This window comes from Enterococcus sp. DIV1328a (assembly GCF_050536905.1).
In the GTDB taxonomy this organism is placed as follows: Bacteria; Bacillota; Bacilli; order Lactobacillales; family Enterococcaceae; genus Enterococcus; species Enterococcus faecalis.
Genome location: NZ_CP172912.1, coordinates 2,616,887 through 2,630,943, shown reverse-complemented (window position 1 = coordinate 2,630,943; position 14,057 = coordinate 2,616,887). Strand labels below are relative to the sequence as shown.

12 protein-coding genes are annotated in these 14,057 nt (G+C 40.0%); 11 read left to right on the top strand and 1 reads right to left on the bottom strand.

The window, feature by feature from the left end; translation table 11 throughout:
- Positions 1 to 167 precede the first annotated feature (167 nt).
- From IGL93_RS12655 to IGL93_RS12610, 10 genes are all read left to right on the top strand, one after another.
- Entirely contained in the window at positions 168 to 1,412 is a 1,245-nt protein-coding gene (locus IGL93_RS12655) for a competence/damage-inducible protein A (protein ID WP_010710870.1), read from the top strand.
- Positions 1,413 to 1,525: 113 nt separating this feature from the next.
- Positions 1,526 to 2,572 carry a recombinase RecA gene (gene recA, locus IGL93_RS12650; RefSeq protein ID WP_002354860.1) on the top strand — a complete coding sequence of 349 codons (1,047 nt, stop codon included), beginning with the start codon at positions 1,526 to 1,528 and terminating at the stop codon, positions 2,570 to 2,572.
- A 396-nt stretch (positions 2,573 to 2,968) separates the two neighbouring features.
- Positions 2,969 to 4,525 (top strand): ribonuclease Y, encoded by a 1,557-nt coding sequence (gene rny / locus IGL93_RS12645; RefSeq protein ID WP_002354863.1) that lies wholly within the window; start codon positions 2,969 to 2,971, stop codon positions 4,523 to 4,525.
- 159 nt (positions 4,526 to 4,684) lie between these two features.
- The gene (locus IGL93_RS12640; RefSeq protein WP_002354864.1) at positions 4,685 to 5,482 is read left to right on the top strand and encodes a TIGR00282 family metallophosphoesterase; all 798 of its coding nucleotides are present in this window, start codon (positions 4,685 to 4,687) and stop codon (positions 5,480 to 5,482) included.
- A 73-nt stretch (positions 5,483 to 5,555) separates the two neighbouring features.
- On the top strand, positions 5,556 to 5,942 hold the full coding sequence (locus IGL93_RS12635) for a RicAFT regulatory complex protein RicA family protein (RefSeq protein WP_025188759.1): 387 nt from the start codon (positions 5,556 to 5,558) through the stop codon (positions 5,940 to 5,942).
- Positions 5,943 to 8,519 carry a DNA mismatch repair protein MutS gene (gene mutS / locus IGL93_RS12630; RefSeq protein ID WP_010776188.1) on the top strand — a complete coding sequence of 859 codons (2,577 nt, stop codon included), beginning with the start codon at positions 5,943 to 5,945 and terminating at the stop codon, positions 8,517 to 8,519.
- Positions 8,520 to 8,550: 31 nt separating this feature from the next.
- The gene (gene mutL / locus IGL93_RS12625; RefSeq protein ID WP_010776187.1) at positions 8,551 to 10,683 is read left to right on the top strand and encodes a DNA mismatch repair endonuclease MutL; all 2,133 of its coding nucleotides are present in this window, start codon (positions 8,551 to 8,553) and stop codon (positions 10,681 to 10,683) included.
- A 24-nt stretch (positions 10,684 to 10,707) separates the two neighbouring features.
- On the top strand, positions 10,708 to 11,262 hold the full coding sequence (locus tag IGL93_RS12620; protein ID WP_002354869.1) for a Maf family protein: 555 nt from the start codon (positions 10,708 to 10,710) through the stop codon (positions 11,260 to 11,262).
- Positions 11,263 to 11,393: 131 nt separating this feature from the next.
- On the top strand, positions 11,394 to 11,831 hold the full coding sequence (gene msrB, locus IGL93_RS12615; RefSeq protein ID WP_002354871.1) for a peptide-methionine (R)-S-oxide reductase MsrB: 438 nt from the start codon (positions 11,394 to 11,396) through the stop codon (positions 11,829 to 11,831).
- A 174-nt stretch (positions 11,832 to 12,005) separates the two neighbouring features.
- Positions 12,006 to 12,977, top strand: a complete 972-nt coding sequence (locus tag IGL93_RS12610) for a ribose-phosphate diphosphokinase (protein ID WP_002381060.1) — start codon at positions 12,006 to 12,008, stop codon at positions 12,975 to 12,977.
- Positions 12,978 to 13,029: 52 nt separating this feature from the next.
- On the opposite strand, the gene IGL93_RS12605 is transcribed toward IGL93_RS12610, so the two are convergent.
- Positions 13,030 to 13,563: a CPBP family intramembrane glutamic endopeptidase gene (locus IGL93_RS12605; RefSeq protein ID WP_010776186.1), complete on the bottom strand. Its 534-nt coding sequence runs from the start codon at positions 13,561 to 13,563 to the stop codon at positions 13,030 to 13,032.
- Positions 13,564 to 13,846: 283 nt separating this feature from the next.
- Between IGL93_RS12605 and IGL93_RS12600 the strand changes: the two genes are divergently transcribed.
- Positions 13,847 to 13,972: a hypothetical protein gene (locus tag IGL93_RS12600; RefSeq protein WP_002383214.1), complete on the top strand. Its 126-nt coding sequence runs from the start codon at positions 13,847 to 13,849 to the stop codon at positions 13,970 to 13,972.
- The last annotated feature ends 85 nt before the right edge of the window (positions 13,973 to 14,057 follow it).

Sequence of the window (14,057 nt, the reverse complement as noted above, 5' to 3'; positions counted from 1 at the left end):
GTTATTATACAACGGATTGTGAGGAAATGAACATTTTTTTCGTAATAATTAATAAATTTCCTGATAAAAAAATTATTTCCTGGAGCTCAAATTCTTTTGTAAAAATTTTGTTGTGCTAAAATGGAAAGTGAGTTTAACTACGTATGTTATTAGAGAAGGGGAAATCAATGAAAGCAGAAATCATTGCAGTCGGAACAGAGTTATTACTGGGACAAGTAGTGAATACCAACGCCACCTTTTTATCAGAAGAGTTAGCTGCGCTAGGCATCGATGTTTACTATCAGACCGTTGTTGGCGATAACGGCGGCCGCTTAGAAACGCTACTAACAGAAGCAGAACAAAGAAGTGATTTAATTGTCTTATGTGGAGGGCTAGGACCTACAGAAGACGATTTAACCAAGCAAGTTGTCGCACAACATCTCCATAAATCATTAGTAGAAGATCAAGAAGGATTGAACCGCTTGCACCAGTTTTTCCAACAGTCTAAGCGGCCAATGACGGAAAATAATCTACGACAAGTGTTAGCCATTGAAGGTGGACAAGTTCTTCAAAACCCGACAGGATTAGCGGTTGGTTCTTTCGTAACAGAAGGGACAACAAGCTATTTGCTCTTACCAGGGCCGCCCAATGAATTAATTCCGATGTTCCAACAAGCGGCACGACCTTTATTGATTGATGCGTTTCCACAAGAAGAACAATTGATTTCAAGAGTCTTGCGTTTTTATGGCATTGGTGAATCACAGCTGGTGACCGAGATTCAATCGTTGATTGCGCACCAAACGAATCCAACCATTGCGCCTTATGCTAAGCCTAATGAAGTGACACTTCGTTTAACAGTTAAAACAAAAGACTTAGTAGCTGGCGAAGAATTATTAACAGCGACGGAAGAAAAGGTTTTAGCTAAAGTGGGAGACTATTTTTATGGGTATGGGGATGACAATAGTTTAGCCAAGGTAACAGTGGATTTGTTATTACAAAACGGACAAACCGTCACGGCTGCTGAGAGCCTCACCGCTGGCCTATTCCAAAGTACACTGGGGGAAATTGCGGGTGCTTCGAAGATTTTTAAGGGAGGCTTCGTGACGTATTCGCAAGAAACAAAAGAGAACTTTTTAGGAATTTCTCATGAACTTTTAGAAGAACATGGCACGGTAAGTGAAGCGTGTGCCAAAGAAATGGCAGAGAAAGCGCGTCAGTTAGCTAAATCTAACTATGGTTTATCATTTACTGGGGTCGCTGGTGACCCAATCGAAGGTCAACCGACAGGCACTGTTTGGATTGGGCTGGCGGAAGAAGGCCAACCAACCGTTGCAGAATGTTTCCATTTTAACCGTGACCGAAATTATATTAGACAGAGTGCGGTTATGCGAGGGTTAGATCTTTTGCGGCGCCGAATCATTAATAAAAAATAAATATGCGAATGTTTGTTCGGTTTTTTCTTGCTTTTTTGGTACAAAAGAGATATGATAGACCTACTAACAGGAAATGAAAAATAAGTTTATATAAATTAAAGGAGGATTATCCATTGGCAGATGATCGTAAAGTGGCTTTAGATGCCGCACTGAAAAAAATTGAAAAGAACTTTGGGAAAGGTTCTATTATGAAATTAGGCGAAAAAGCTGATCAAAAAATTTCAACTATCCCTAGTGGTTCTTTAGCGTTAGATGTTGCATTGGGCGTAGGTGGGTATCCACGTGGCCGAATTATTGAAGTATATGGTCCTGAGAGTTCAGGTAAAACAACTGTTTCTTTACACGCAATTGCAGAAGTGCAACGAAATGGTGGAACAGCCGCTTTTATCGATGCTGAGCATGCATTGGATCCTCAATATGCGGAGAAACTAGGCGTTAACATTGATGAATTACTTTTATCTCAACCAGATACGGGTGAGCAAGGCTTAGAGATTGCCGATGCCTTAGTTTCAAGTGGTGCGATTGACATCGTTGTCATCGACTCGGTTGCTGCGTTAGTTCCTCGTGCAGAGATTGATGGTGAGATGGGAGCGAGCCATGTCGGCTTACAAGCTCGACTAATGTCTCAAGCACTACGTAAATTATCAGGCTCAATTAATAAGACAAAAACAATTGCTATTTTCATTAACCAAATTCGTGAAAAAGTTGGCGTGATGTTCGGAAATCCTGAAACAACTCCTGGTGGACGTGCATTGAAATTCTACGCAACGGTTCGTCTAGAAGTCCGTCGTGCAGAACAGTTAAAACAAGGAACAGACATCGTCGGTAACCGCACAAAAATTAAAGTCGTTAAAAACAAAGTGGCGCCACCATTTAAAGTGGCAGAAGTTGATATCATGTATGGCCAAGGGATTTCCCAAGAAGGCGAATTACTAGATATGGCTGTGGAAAAAGACCTTATCAGTAAAAGTGGTGCTTGGTATGGCTACAAAGAAGAACGAATTGGCCAAGGCCGTGAAAATGCCAAACAATACATGGCGGATCATCCTGAAATGATGGCAGAAGTGTCTAAATTGGTCCGTGATGCATATGGCATCGGTGACGGTTCAACCATTACAGAAGAAGCAGAAGGTCAAGAAGAATTACCCTTAGATGAATAAATAACGAGTGAATACGACTCGTTAAGAAGAAAGACAACACTTACTGAACAGGACAGGTGTTGTCTTTTTTTGTTTAGAACTAAATTGTTAAATAGACTGTTGTCCATGTCCGAACCCATCCACATCAAGCAGCTTAGTCAAACAGCAGACTATGCGGCGTTTGTTCTAAAATTTAAACAATTCGTGACGGCGGAAACCTAAAAATGTGACGTTGTCTAATATTTGCTGCCCTTTCCAAAAGAAAGGGCTTTTTTAAGTTGACACCTTTCGCGACAAACATTAGAATAAAATTGTGTGTATGCACAAATATGCAAGTAGGCATATTGATAATTGATTTTAGTTTATCAAAAAACTACAAGATATGAATTAACAAAAAGATAGTATGGAGGTGGAAATATGGTTTTAAATATTCTCCTCGCTATCGTCGGTTTGATTGTCGGTCTTGGTTTAGGATTTGTTATTGCAAAGTCACGTCATGATAAAGCAATAAATGGTGCAAAAATTTCAGCGTCGAGTATTCTCGAGAACGCTCGGAAAGAATCAGAAACACTGAAAAAAGAAGCATTGCTAGAAGCTAAGGAAGAGAACCAGAAGTATCGTTCAGAAATTGAAAGTGAGTTGAAAGAAAGCAGATTAGAACTTAAATCTCAAGAAAATCGTTTAATTCAACGGGAACAAACGTTGGATCGTAAAGATGACTCTCTTGAAAAACGTGAAGGCTCACTGGAAGAAAAAGAAGAGAAACTTGGTGCTAGACAGCAATTAATTGATGAGCGAGAAAAAGAAGTAGAAAACTTAATTAATCAGCAACATCAAGAATTAGAACGAATTGCTTCCCTTTCAAAAGAAGAAGCAAAATCGATTATTATGAAGTCAACAGAAGAAGAGTTGAATCATGAACTAACCTTGATGGTCAAGGAGTCAGAACAACGTGCCAAAGAAGAATCTGATCGCAAAGCGAAGAACTTGCTTTCCCTAGCAATTCAACGTTGCGCCGCCGATTCTGTTTCTGAAACAACTGTTTCCGTGGTCACTTTACCAAATGATGAGATGAAAGGTCGCATTATTGGTCGTGAAGGACGTAATATTCGTACATTGGAAACATTAACAGGGATTGACTTAATCATTGATGATACGCCAGAAGCGGTTGTGTTATCCGGATTTGATCCAATCAGACGAGAAATCGCTCGAATGACCTTGGAAAAATTAATCCAAGATGGTCGGATTCATCCCGCTCGCATCGAAGAAATGGTAGAAAAATCACGTAAAGAAATGGATGAACGGATTCGTGAATACGGAGAACAAGCAGCCTTTGAAGTAGGTGCTCATACGTTACATCCTGATTTAATTAAAATTTTAGGCCGTTTACGTTTCAGAACAAGTTATGGTCAAAATGTCTTGAACCACTCAATCGAAGTAGCAAAACTGGCTGGCGTTTTAGCCGCCGAATTAGGCGAAGATGTTCAATTAGCCAAACGTGCAGGTTTACTACATGATATTGGGAAAGCATTAGATCATGAAATTGAAGGTTCTCACGTTGAGATTGGCGCAGAATTAGCTGCGAAATATAAAGAAAATTCAGTAGTTATTAATGCCATTGCCTCGCATCATGGTGATGTGGAAGCAACCTCAGTTATTTCTGTTTTAGTGGCAGCCGCAGATGCGTTATCTGCAGCCCGTCCAGGTGCACGTAGTGAATCGTTAGAAAACTACATTCGCCGCTTAGAAAACTTAGAAAATATTTCTAATAGTTTTGAAGGCGTTGATTCAAGTTTTGCTGTTCAAGCAGGACGTGAAGTTCGTGTCATGGTGAAACCAGAAGAAATTTCTGATTTAGAATCTGTTCGTTTAGTTCGAGACATTCGGAAGAAAATTGAAGATGACTTGGATTATCCAGGACATATCAAAGTAACGGTTATCCGTGAAACACGTGCCGTTGACTATGCGAAATAAAATAAAAAGCGAATAAGTATCGCGTGTAGTGTCTCAATGAACAATTGCAAGGATTGTTCGTTGAGACACTTTTTTTAATCTTTTAAAACCAAAACTTTCTTTTCAAAGCGAAAACAACTATAATAAACAAGAGATGTTAAAAAGAGAAGAGGAACCTTTTTGCGTATATTATTTATAGGAGATGTTGTCGGTTCTTTAGGAAGAGAAGCCCTAGCAACGTATGTCCCTAAATTAAAGAAAAAATATCGTCCACAAGTGACCATTGCCAATGGTGAAAATGCGGCATCTGGTCGGGGAATTACTGGCAAGATTTATAAGAAATTTTTGCAAGATGGTGTCGATGTTGTTACGATGGGTAACCATACGTGGGACAACAAGGATATCTTTGAATTCATTGATGATGCGAAGAAAATGGTTCGTCCAGCGAACTTTCCAGAAGATGTGCCTGGTCAAGGAATGGTTTTTGTGAAAGTCAATCAATTGGAACTAGCGGTGATTAATTTACAGGCCCGCACATTTATGGTGCCATTGGAAGATCCTTTCAAGAAAGCCGCCGAGTTAGTAGCTATCGCTCGCAAACGGACACCGCTCATTTTTGTGGATTTTCATGGCGAAACGACGAGTGAAAAACAAGCCATGAGCTGGTTTTTAGATGGCCAAGTTTCAGCCGTTGTTGGAACACATACGCATGTTCAAACAAATGATGCTCGGATTTTACCGAAAGGGACAGCCTTCTTAAGTGATGTCGGTATGACCGGACCTTATGATGGGATTCTAGGAATGAAGCGTGAACCGATTATTGAGAAGTTTATGACAGCATTGCCGAAGCGCTTTGAGGTAGTCGAAACAGGGCGGACAATTTTATCTGCCTGTATTTTAGAGATTGATGACCAAACGGGCCAAGCGAAGATGATTGAGCCGATTCAGATTAGCGAAGATCGCCCGTTTCAAGAATAATAGAAGAAAAGTTAATCTCGGATCATTAAGAGGTTAACTTTTTCTGCTCTTATAGAAAAAGTGCCGGTGAAAGATGGAGGTGAAAAAAATGGAGCCGTTGAATTTAGATGCACAAAGTAATAAAGAATTAGAAAAATTGCTACATTTAATTGGACAAGATGAAGTCATTCAGCGCTACCAAGCGATTGAAGAAAAGGTAAAGAAAAACAAAAAGCTGACAGAATTAGTGGAAGAAATTAAAGCTGCGCAAAAAGATGCGGTTCAATTTGCTCACTATGGCAAACCAACTGCTGAAAAAGAAGCCATTCAACGAGCTGATGCGAAAACAAAAGAATTTGATGAGCACCCACTCGTTGTAGCCTACCGCGAACAACTGATCGAAGCCAATGACTTAGTCCAACATGTCACGGCGCTCATTCAATACCGCGTGAACGAAGAGCTAGAGAAGGAAGGGAATTAAATGCCACAAAAGACAAAAAATACACCCATGATGGAACAATATTTATCCATTAAGGCCCAATACAAGGATGCGTTTTTATTTTATCGCTTAGGTGATTTTTATGAATTATTTTATGAAGATGCTATCAATGCAGCGCAAATCTTAGAATTGACGTTAACCAGTCGTAACCGCAATGCGGATGATCCGATTCCTATGTGTGGCGTTCCTTATCATGCCGCGCAAGGCTACATTGATACGTTGATTGAGCAAGGCTATAAAGTAGCGATTTGTGAGCAAGTGGAAGATCCAAAGACTACCAAGGGCATGGTCAAACGAGAAGTGGTCCAGTTGGTAACGCCAGGAACGGTGATGAATAGTAAAGGCTTGGAAGCCAAAGACAATAATTACTTAACCGCTGTGCTAACAGATGGTAATCAGTTCGGTTTTGCCTATGTAGACTTGAGTACAGGCGAATTAAAAACAGCAGTCTTGGCTGATGAAGAGGGCGTTTTAAACGAAGCTTCTGCGTTGCAAACAAAAGAAATGGTCCTAGGTTCAGGGATTCCTGAATCGTTAAAAGAGAACTTAAGTTTACGTTTAAATATTATCTTTTCGACACAAGAAACGGTGGAAGAAAATGCCGAGTTTAGTTTTTTAACCAATGAACTGATTAATCCATTAGAAATTGAAATTACAGGCAAATTATTATCTTATTTATCCGTTACCCAAAAGCGGAGCTTGTCCCATATTCAGAAAGCTGTGGAATATCAGCCAGATCATTTCTTGAAAATGGATCATTATTCTAAATTCAATTTAGAATTGAGTCAGTCGATTCGAACAGGACAGAAAAAAGGGACTCTATTGTGGCTATTAGATGAAACGAAAACAGCTATGGGCGGCCGTTTGTTGAAACAATGGTTGGATCGTCCGCTAATTCAGGAACGTCAAATTAAGGCGCGTCAAGAAATGGTGCAATCCTTATTAAATGCCTATTTTGAACGCTTGGATTTGCAAGCAGCATTGACGAACGTTTATGATTTAGAGCGGTTAGCAGGACGCGTGGCATTTGGCAGTGTGAATGGGCGTGATTTAATTCAATTACGGACCTCTTTAGAACAAGTACCAACGATTCGACAGTTAATTGTCGGGATCAATCAAGGGGAATGGGATGATTTGTTAGTCGACTTAAACCCTGTTGAAGATTTAGTGGCATTGATTGCGACGGCGATTAATGAAGAAGCCCCTTTACAAATTACTGAAGGAAATGTTATTAAGGACGGCTATAACGACCAATTAGATGAATACCGTGATGCCATGCGCAATGGTAAGCAATGGTTAGCGGAGTTAGAAGCGAAAGAACGCCAAGAAACAGGGATTAAAAACTTGAAGATTGGCTACAATCGTGTCTTTGGTTATTTCATTGAAATCACTAAGTCAAATTTAGCGAATTTAGAAGAAGGAAAATACGAGCGGAAGCAAACATTAGCTAATGCGGAGCGCTTTATTACGCCAGAACTAAAAGAACTAGAACGTTTAATCTTAGAAGCCGAAGAAAAATCAGTTGAACTAGAATATCAATTGTTCTTGGCCGTGAGAGAACAAGTGAAAACGAACATTGATCGGTTGCAAACACTGGCTAAAACCATTAGTGCGGTTGATGTTTTACAATCTTTTGCAACAATTAGTGAACGGTATCAATACGTTCGACCAACGTTAAGAAGTAACACGAAAAATTTGGCGATTGTCGAAGGACGACACCCAGTCGTGGAAAAAGTTTTAGGGCACCAAGAATACATTCCAAACAGTATCCGCATGAACCCAGAAACAGATATTCTCTTGATTACTGGACCAAACATGTCAGGGAAAAGTACCTACATGCGTCAATTGGCTTTGACGGTGGTCATGGCGCAAATTGGCTGTTTTGTACCAGCGGAAAGTGCTGAAATGCCAATTTTTGATCAAATTTTTACACGGATTGGGGCCTCTGATGACTTAATTGCAGGGCAAAGTACCTTTATGGTAGAAATGATGGAAGCCAACCAAGCACTGCGGCACGCCACGCCTAACAGCCTAATTTTATTTGATGAATTAGGACGCGGCACGGCAACCTATGATGGAATGGCGCTAGCGCAAGCCATCATTGAATATATCCATCGTGAAGTACAAGCCAAAACGTTATTCTCTACACATTATCATGAACTAACTGTTCTAGATGAAACCTTAAAAGGCTTGAAGAATATTCACGTGGGCGCTGTCGAAAAAGATGGCGAAGTGGTCTTTCTTCATAAAATGATGGAAGGACCTGCTGATAAGAGCTATGGGATACATGTTGCTAAAATCGCTGGTTTACCAAGCTCGCTTTTAGAACGAGCAGCCACCATTTTATCCGCTTTAGAAGCGGAAGAAACAACGATTCCAAGTTCAGTTCATCATGAAGAAGTTTCAGAAGTCCATGAAGAAACCGAGCAACTTTCATTATTTAAAGAAGTTTCAACAGAAGAATTAAGTGTCATTGACACATTGAAGAAAATGAATCTATTAGAAATGACACCACTAGATGCGTTAAACATGCTTCATCAATTGCAAAAACGTATCTAATTAGGAACCGAACCGGTTAGGAGGTCGTGAAATGGGGAAAATTCAAGAACTATCCGAACAACTAGCCAACCAGATTGCTGCTGGTGAAGTTGTTGAACGTCCCGCTTCTGTCGTCAAAGAATTGGTGGAAAATGCACTGGATGCAGGAAGCACTCAAATTGATATTTTTATTGAAGAAGCTGGCTTGAAAACCATTCAAATTATTGATAATGGTGAAGGAATTGCCAAAGAAGATGTACTGAATGCCTTCAAACGCCATGCCACAAGCAAAATTCATACAAGAGATGATTTGTTCCGAATTCGCAGCTTGGGGTTCCGAGGCGAAGCCTTACCAAGTATTGCCTCAGTTTCTGAAATGGTTGTCGAAACTGCCACAGCTGAGGAAGAAGAAGGCAGCTATGTGATTCTAAAAGGGGGCAAGGTCGAAGAAAACCGACCAGCAGCCCTCCGTAAAGGCACAAAAATGACCGTTTCTAATTTATTTTATAATACGCCTGCTCGTTTGAAATACGTCAAAACGATCCAAACGGAATTGGCCAATATTGGTGACATTGTCAATCGTCTGGCGTTAAGTCACCCTAAAGTCGCTTTTCGCTTAGTTCATGACGGCCACAAAATGATGAGTACAACAGGCAATGGTGATTTAAAACAAACGATTGCGGGGATTTATGGCATTAGTACCGCAAAGAAAATGTTGAAAATTGAAGGAAAAGACCTTGATTTTACTTTGACAGGGTATGTCTCATTGCCAGAAGTCACACGGGCCAGCCGCAACTATTTATCAACGATTATCAATGGTCGTTATATTAAAAATTTCGCGTTAAATAAAGCAATTGTAGCCGGCTATGGTTCGAAACTAATGGTGGGGCGTTTTCCAATTGCTGTGTTAGAAATTGAAATGGATCCGCTGTTAGTCGATGTCAATGTCCATCCTACTAAGCAAGAAGTTCGTTTAAGTAAAGAAAAAGATTTAATGGCATTAATTGAACAGGCGATTCAAGAAGTGTTGAGCCAAGAACAGTTGATTCCCAATGCGGCAGACAATTTGCGTTTTAAAAAGAAACTACCGCCAGAACCTAAAGCCGAACAAATGGAAATTCCTTTATCGACTGAACAACCTGCGGTAAAACAACGACCGGGCAGCTTAAGCTATAATCCCGCAACGGGTCGCTTCTATGCGGAACATGCGACAGACGAAACACCAGTCTCAAGCGCCCCTGAAGCTGTCAACCAGACAGAAAGAGCAGTGGACCCAATGGACGACCCATTTGCGCCGCCAGTGCCAGAATCAACGAGTGTAGCGGAAGAAACGTCAGCTTACGAAACCTCTTCGGCAGCTGCTGATTCCGCAAATCATTGGGAAACAGCTAGTAATGAGCAACAGGTAATAGCCGAAGAAACGAAAATAACTGAAGTATCTGATTCAGAACCTTCTCTGCGTTCATCAGAGGCTGCTGACGAGGTTTTCCAAGAAGAAATGAAACTTCATCCGGAATTCGATGCCAATAGCGCTGCGAGTCAAAGAGAACTGAAACAAGCCCTGAACAAGTTGGAAGAAGAACGACCGACAGAACGTTTTCCTGAGCTAGAGTACTTCGGTCAAATGCACGGAACTTATTTATTCGCACAAAGCAAAGATGGCCTGTTTATTATCGACCAACACGCTGCCCAAGAACGAATTAAATACGAGTACTTCCGTGAAAAAATTGGCGAAGTCAGTGATGATTTACAAGAACTATTGGTACCAATCGTTATTGATTATCCAAATAGCGATGCCTTGAAAATTAAAGAGCAGAAAGAAACCCTTGCGGAAGTCGGCATCCATTTGGAAGACTTTGGACAAAATAGTTTCATTGTGCGGGCGCACCCAACTTGGTATCCTGCAGGCGAAGAGGAAAGCATTGTTCGCGAGATGATTGACATGTTGCTAACAACTGGCTCGGTCAGCGTGAAAAAATTCCGTGAAGCAACTGCCATTATGATGAGCTGTAAGCGATCCATCAAAGCCAATCATTACCTCAATGAGCAACAAGCACGCGTGCTATTAAAAGATTTAGCCTTGTGCGAAAATCCGTTTAATTGTCCGCATGGACGTCCGGTGCTGATTCATTTTACGAATTCAGATATGGAACGAATGTTTAAACGCATTCAAGACCCCCATTAAAAAGAAACGAGGCGTCATCAATTTATGCAAATTATTTTAGCATCCCAATCTCCTCGCCGTCAGGAGTTATTAAAGCGTGTGGTTCCAACTTTTACGATTGCACCAGCCGATATCGATGAAACTGTTGGCAAAGACGGCTTACCAGCAGAATATGTGGCGCAAATGGCTGCCCAAAAAGCAGCGGCTATAGCAGAACAATCCCCCGAAGCACTAGTCATTGGCTGCGATACAATTGTGGCATTGGCGGGAGAAATCCTCGGTAAACCGACTTCTCGGGAAGACGGTTATCGCATGTTGCGCCTGTTAAGTGGCAAAACACATGACGTGTATACAAGTGTGACGTTGAAACAAGGGGAAAAAGAGCGCTCCGCGACAGTTCATTCAACCGTGACGTTTTATCCACTGACAGACACGGAAATCCATGCTTACTTAGATACCGCAGAATATGCCGACAAAGCAGGCGCTTATGGTATCCAAGGACAAGGAGCATTACTAATTGAAGCAATCGCTGGCGATTATTACGCCATTATGGGTTTACCAATTGCCAAAGTAGCCCGACTACTAAAAGAATTCAACTAATAAAAGACAGTCCTTTTCATTCGTCAAAAGAGAAAGGACTGTCTTTTACTATGCAAACTATTAGGTGCCTGTTTGGCAAACGTGGTATCATTGAACCCAATAAATTGAACAGAAGAAAAGGAGTGGACAGAATGACAAAACCAACAGAAGAAGAATTAAAACAAACCTTGACGGATCTTCAATATGCCGTCACACAAGAAAACGCAACAGAACGCCCTTTTTCAGGAGAATATGATGACTTTTACCAAGACGGAATCTATGTAGACATTGTTAGTGGCGAGCCGTTGTTTAGCTCCCTGGACAAATACGATGCTGGTTGCGGCTGGCCATCCTTTACCAAACCAATTGAAAAACGTGGCGTCAAAGAAAAAGCTGATTTTAGTCACGGCATGCACCGAGTAGAAGTTCGCAGTCAAGAAGCAGATTCACATTTAGGGCATGTTTTCACTGATGGCCCACTCCAAGAAGGCGGCTTACGTTATTGCATTAATGCGGCAGCTTTGAGATTTGTGCCAGTGGCAGATTTAGAAAAAGAAGGCTATGGCGAGTACCTTTCTTTATTCAAATAATCCTCATTTTTTAGACAAATACGATAAAATAGTTAGAAGAAAGCGACTTTTGATGAATATCTTGTATGAAATACAGAAAATCTCTTGATTTATTTGGCTAGGACTACTATTATTTTAGAAGGAAAGTATTGTTCAGTTTTAACGAATTGGCTGAAATAGAAAGTGGAGGTTCTAATGTCGAAACATTATTTTGATCCAAGATTGAAAATCTTTTCTTTGAACTCTAATCGTCCCTTAGCAGAAAAAATTGCGGATGCTGTGGGTGTGGAGCTAGGAAAGTGCTCTGTAACACAATTTAGTGATGGCGAAATTCAAGTGAATATTGAAGAAAGTATTCGTGGTGCACATGTTTACGTCATTCAATCAACAAGTAGCCCTGTTAACGATAACTTAATGGAACTATTAATCATGATTGATGCGTTAAAACGTGCGAGTGCTAAAACAATTAACGTGGTTATGCCTTATTATGGGTATGCACGTCAAGACCGTAAAGCACGTGCCCGGGAACCAATCACTGCTAAACTTGTTGCAAACATGATTGAAAAAGCTGGCGCAACAAGAATGTTGACATTGGACTTACATGCGGTCCAAATTCAAGGATTCTTTGATATTCCAGTGGATCATTTGATGGGTGCACCATTAATTGCCGATTACTTCATCGAACACGGCATTCAAGGCGATGACGTCGTTGTCGTTTCCCCTGACCATGGTGGGGTAACGCGTGCGCGTAAATTGGCAGAATTCTTAAAAGCACCAATTGCGATCATTGACAAACGTCGTCCAAAAGCGAACGTAGCAGAAGTAATGAATATCATTGGTCATGTGGAAGGCAAAACATGTGTCTTAATTGATGACATGATTGACACAGCGGGGACAATTTCTCTTGCTGCAAACGCATTGAAAGAAGCCGGAGCAAAAGACGTTTACGCTTCTTGTACACATCCCGTTTTATCAGGACCAGCCTTACAACGTATTGAAGATTCAGCAATTGAACGCTTAGTTGTAACAGATTCTATTTACCTATCGGATGATCGTAAAATTGCAAAAATTGACGAAGTCAGCGTTGGTGAATTAATCGGAGATGCGATTAAACGTATCCACGAAAACAAACCAGTTAGTCCGTTATTTGAAACAAAAAATAAATAATTACAAAAAACCGCCCACATCATTTTTCTGATGTGGGCGGTTTTTTTGTGTATCATAAATTATTTAATAGCAAATGAATCGCAAGAGGATACGTGAGATTGTTATTACAGAAATAATAGGTAGAGGCTAAAACCCAGCCCATTCCACAATAAAAAAGCATGGAATTTGATGGTAATAGTCCATGGCTAAGACCAAAAAAAAGACCAGAAAAAAATATTTTACATAAGACACTTCGAGAGGTATTTTTTATAAAAAATAAGTTCATAAAAATGCCACGAGTCAGGAGTTCTTCTAATATAGGTGAAAAGAGTCTAGTATGAAGGGCCATTAAAACAGGTGCTACATTTCGGACTTCATTAATATAATGTTGATTTTCTGGAGTAGGAATGCGTGAGAAAAGTAAATTTAGAATAATAGAAAATAAGAACATGCCAATAGCTAGTAATAGACTTTTAAAGATAGCTTGCTTTTTTTTCTTTACTATTTTTTTATAGAAAACTGACAGCACGATAATAATAATTAAAGATAGTATACTATCAAAGATAATCAAGGTTTTTTCGTTATTTTTTATAGCTATTAAGCTCATTCCAGTTAATGCTTCTATGCTGGGTAGGGCTGTCAAAAAAGTGAACAGGAGATAAAGAAGTGTTTTTTTCTTTGTAGATAATTTTGTTTCGATACTATAACAACCACCTTTCCTATTTTATCAGAATGATATGTTTACAAATTGAACTACTAATCAAGGAATAAAAAGGAAATGAAAAAATGATGCTTCCTCTATTGTGAGTTTTATTATAATTAGATAAAATATAGATGTCAAAAAGATTAAAAAGGTTGGAGCTTTAAAAATATTGGAAAGGAGTATACAAATGAAAAAGATAACTGAACGACCAATTGTCAAAATCTTAATTAAGATTTTGATGTTTGCCCTATGTTTTTATGCGGGGATAAAATTCGTTGATTTCATTTTTCCGTTAGTAGGATTTAAACAATAAGCAAAAGAAATGAACGTGGAGACAAGCACAAAGGACCGTGAACTTCGTTGCTAATAGTAAAGTATTGGTCCTTGGAAACTAAAAA

What these genes read in the sequence shown, in the direction of transcription:
- IGL93_RS12610 (WP_002381060.1), top strand. Translation starts at nt 12,006, where the DNA reads ATGTCGAAACATTATTTTGATCCAAGATTGAAAATCTTTTCTTTGAAC.
- rny (WP_002354863.1), top strand. Translation starts at nt 2,969, where the DNA reads ATGGTTTTAAATATTCTCCTCGCTATCGTCGGTTTGATTGTCGGTCTT.
- msrB (WP_002354871.1), top strand. Translation starts at nt 11,394, where the DNA reads ATGACAAAACCAACAGAAGAAGAATTAAAACAAACCTTGACGGATCTT.
- IGL93_RS12605 (WP_010776186.1), bottom strand. Translation starts at nt 13,563, where the DNA reads ATGAGCTTAATAGCTATAAAAAATAACGAAAAAACCTTGATTATCTTT.
- IGL93_RS12635 (WP_025188759.1), top strand. Translation starts at nt 5,556, where the DNA reads ATGGAGGTGAAAAAAATGGAGCCGTTGAATTTAGATGCACAAAGTAAT.
- IGL93_RS12655 (WP_010710870.1), top strand. Translation starts at nt 168, where the DNA reads ATGAAAGCAGAAATCATTGCAGTCGGAACAGAGTTATTACTGGGACAA.
- IGL93_RS12600 (WP_002383214.1), top strand. Translation starts at nt 13,847, where the DNA reads ATGAAAAAGATAACTGAACGACCAATTGTCAAAATCTTAATTAAGATT.
- mutL (WP_010776187.1), top strand. Translation starts at nt 8,551, where the DNA reads ATGGGGAAAATTCAAGAACTATCCGAACAACTAGCCAACCAGATTGCT.
- mutS (WP_010776188.1), top strand. Translation starts at nt 5,943, where the DNA reads ATGCCACAAAAGACAAAAAATACACCCATGATGGAACAATATTTATCC.
- IGL93_RS12620 (WP_002354869.1), top strand. Translation starts at nt 10,708, where the DNA reads ATGCAAATTATTTTAGCATCCCAATCTCCTCGCCGTCAGGAGTTATTA.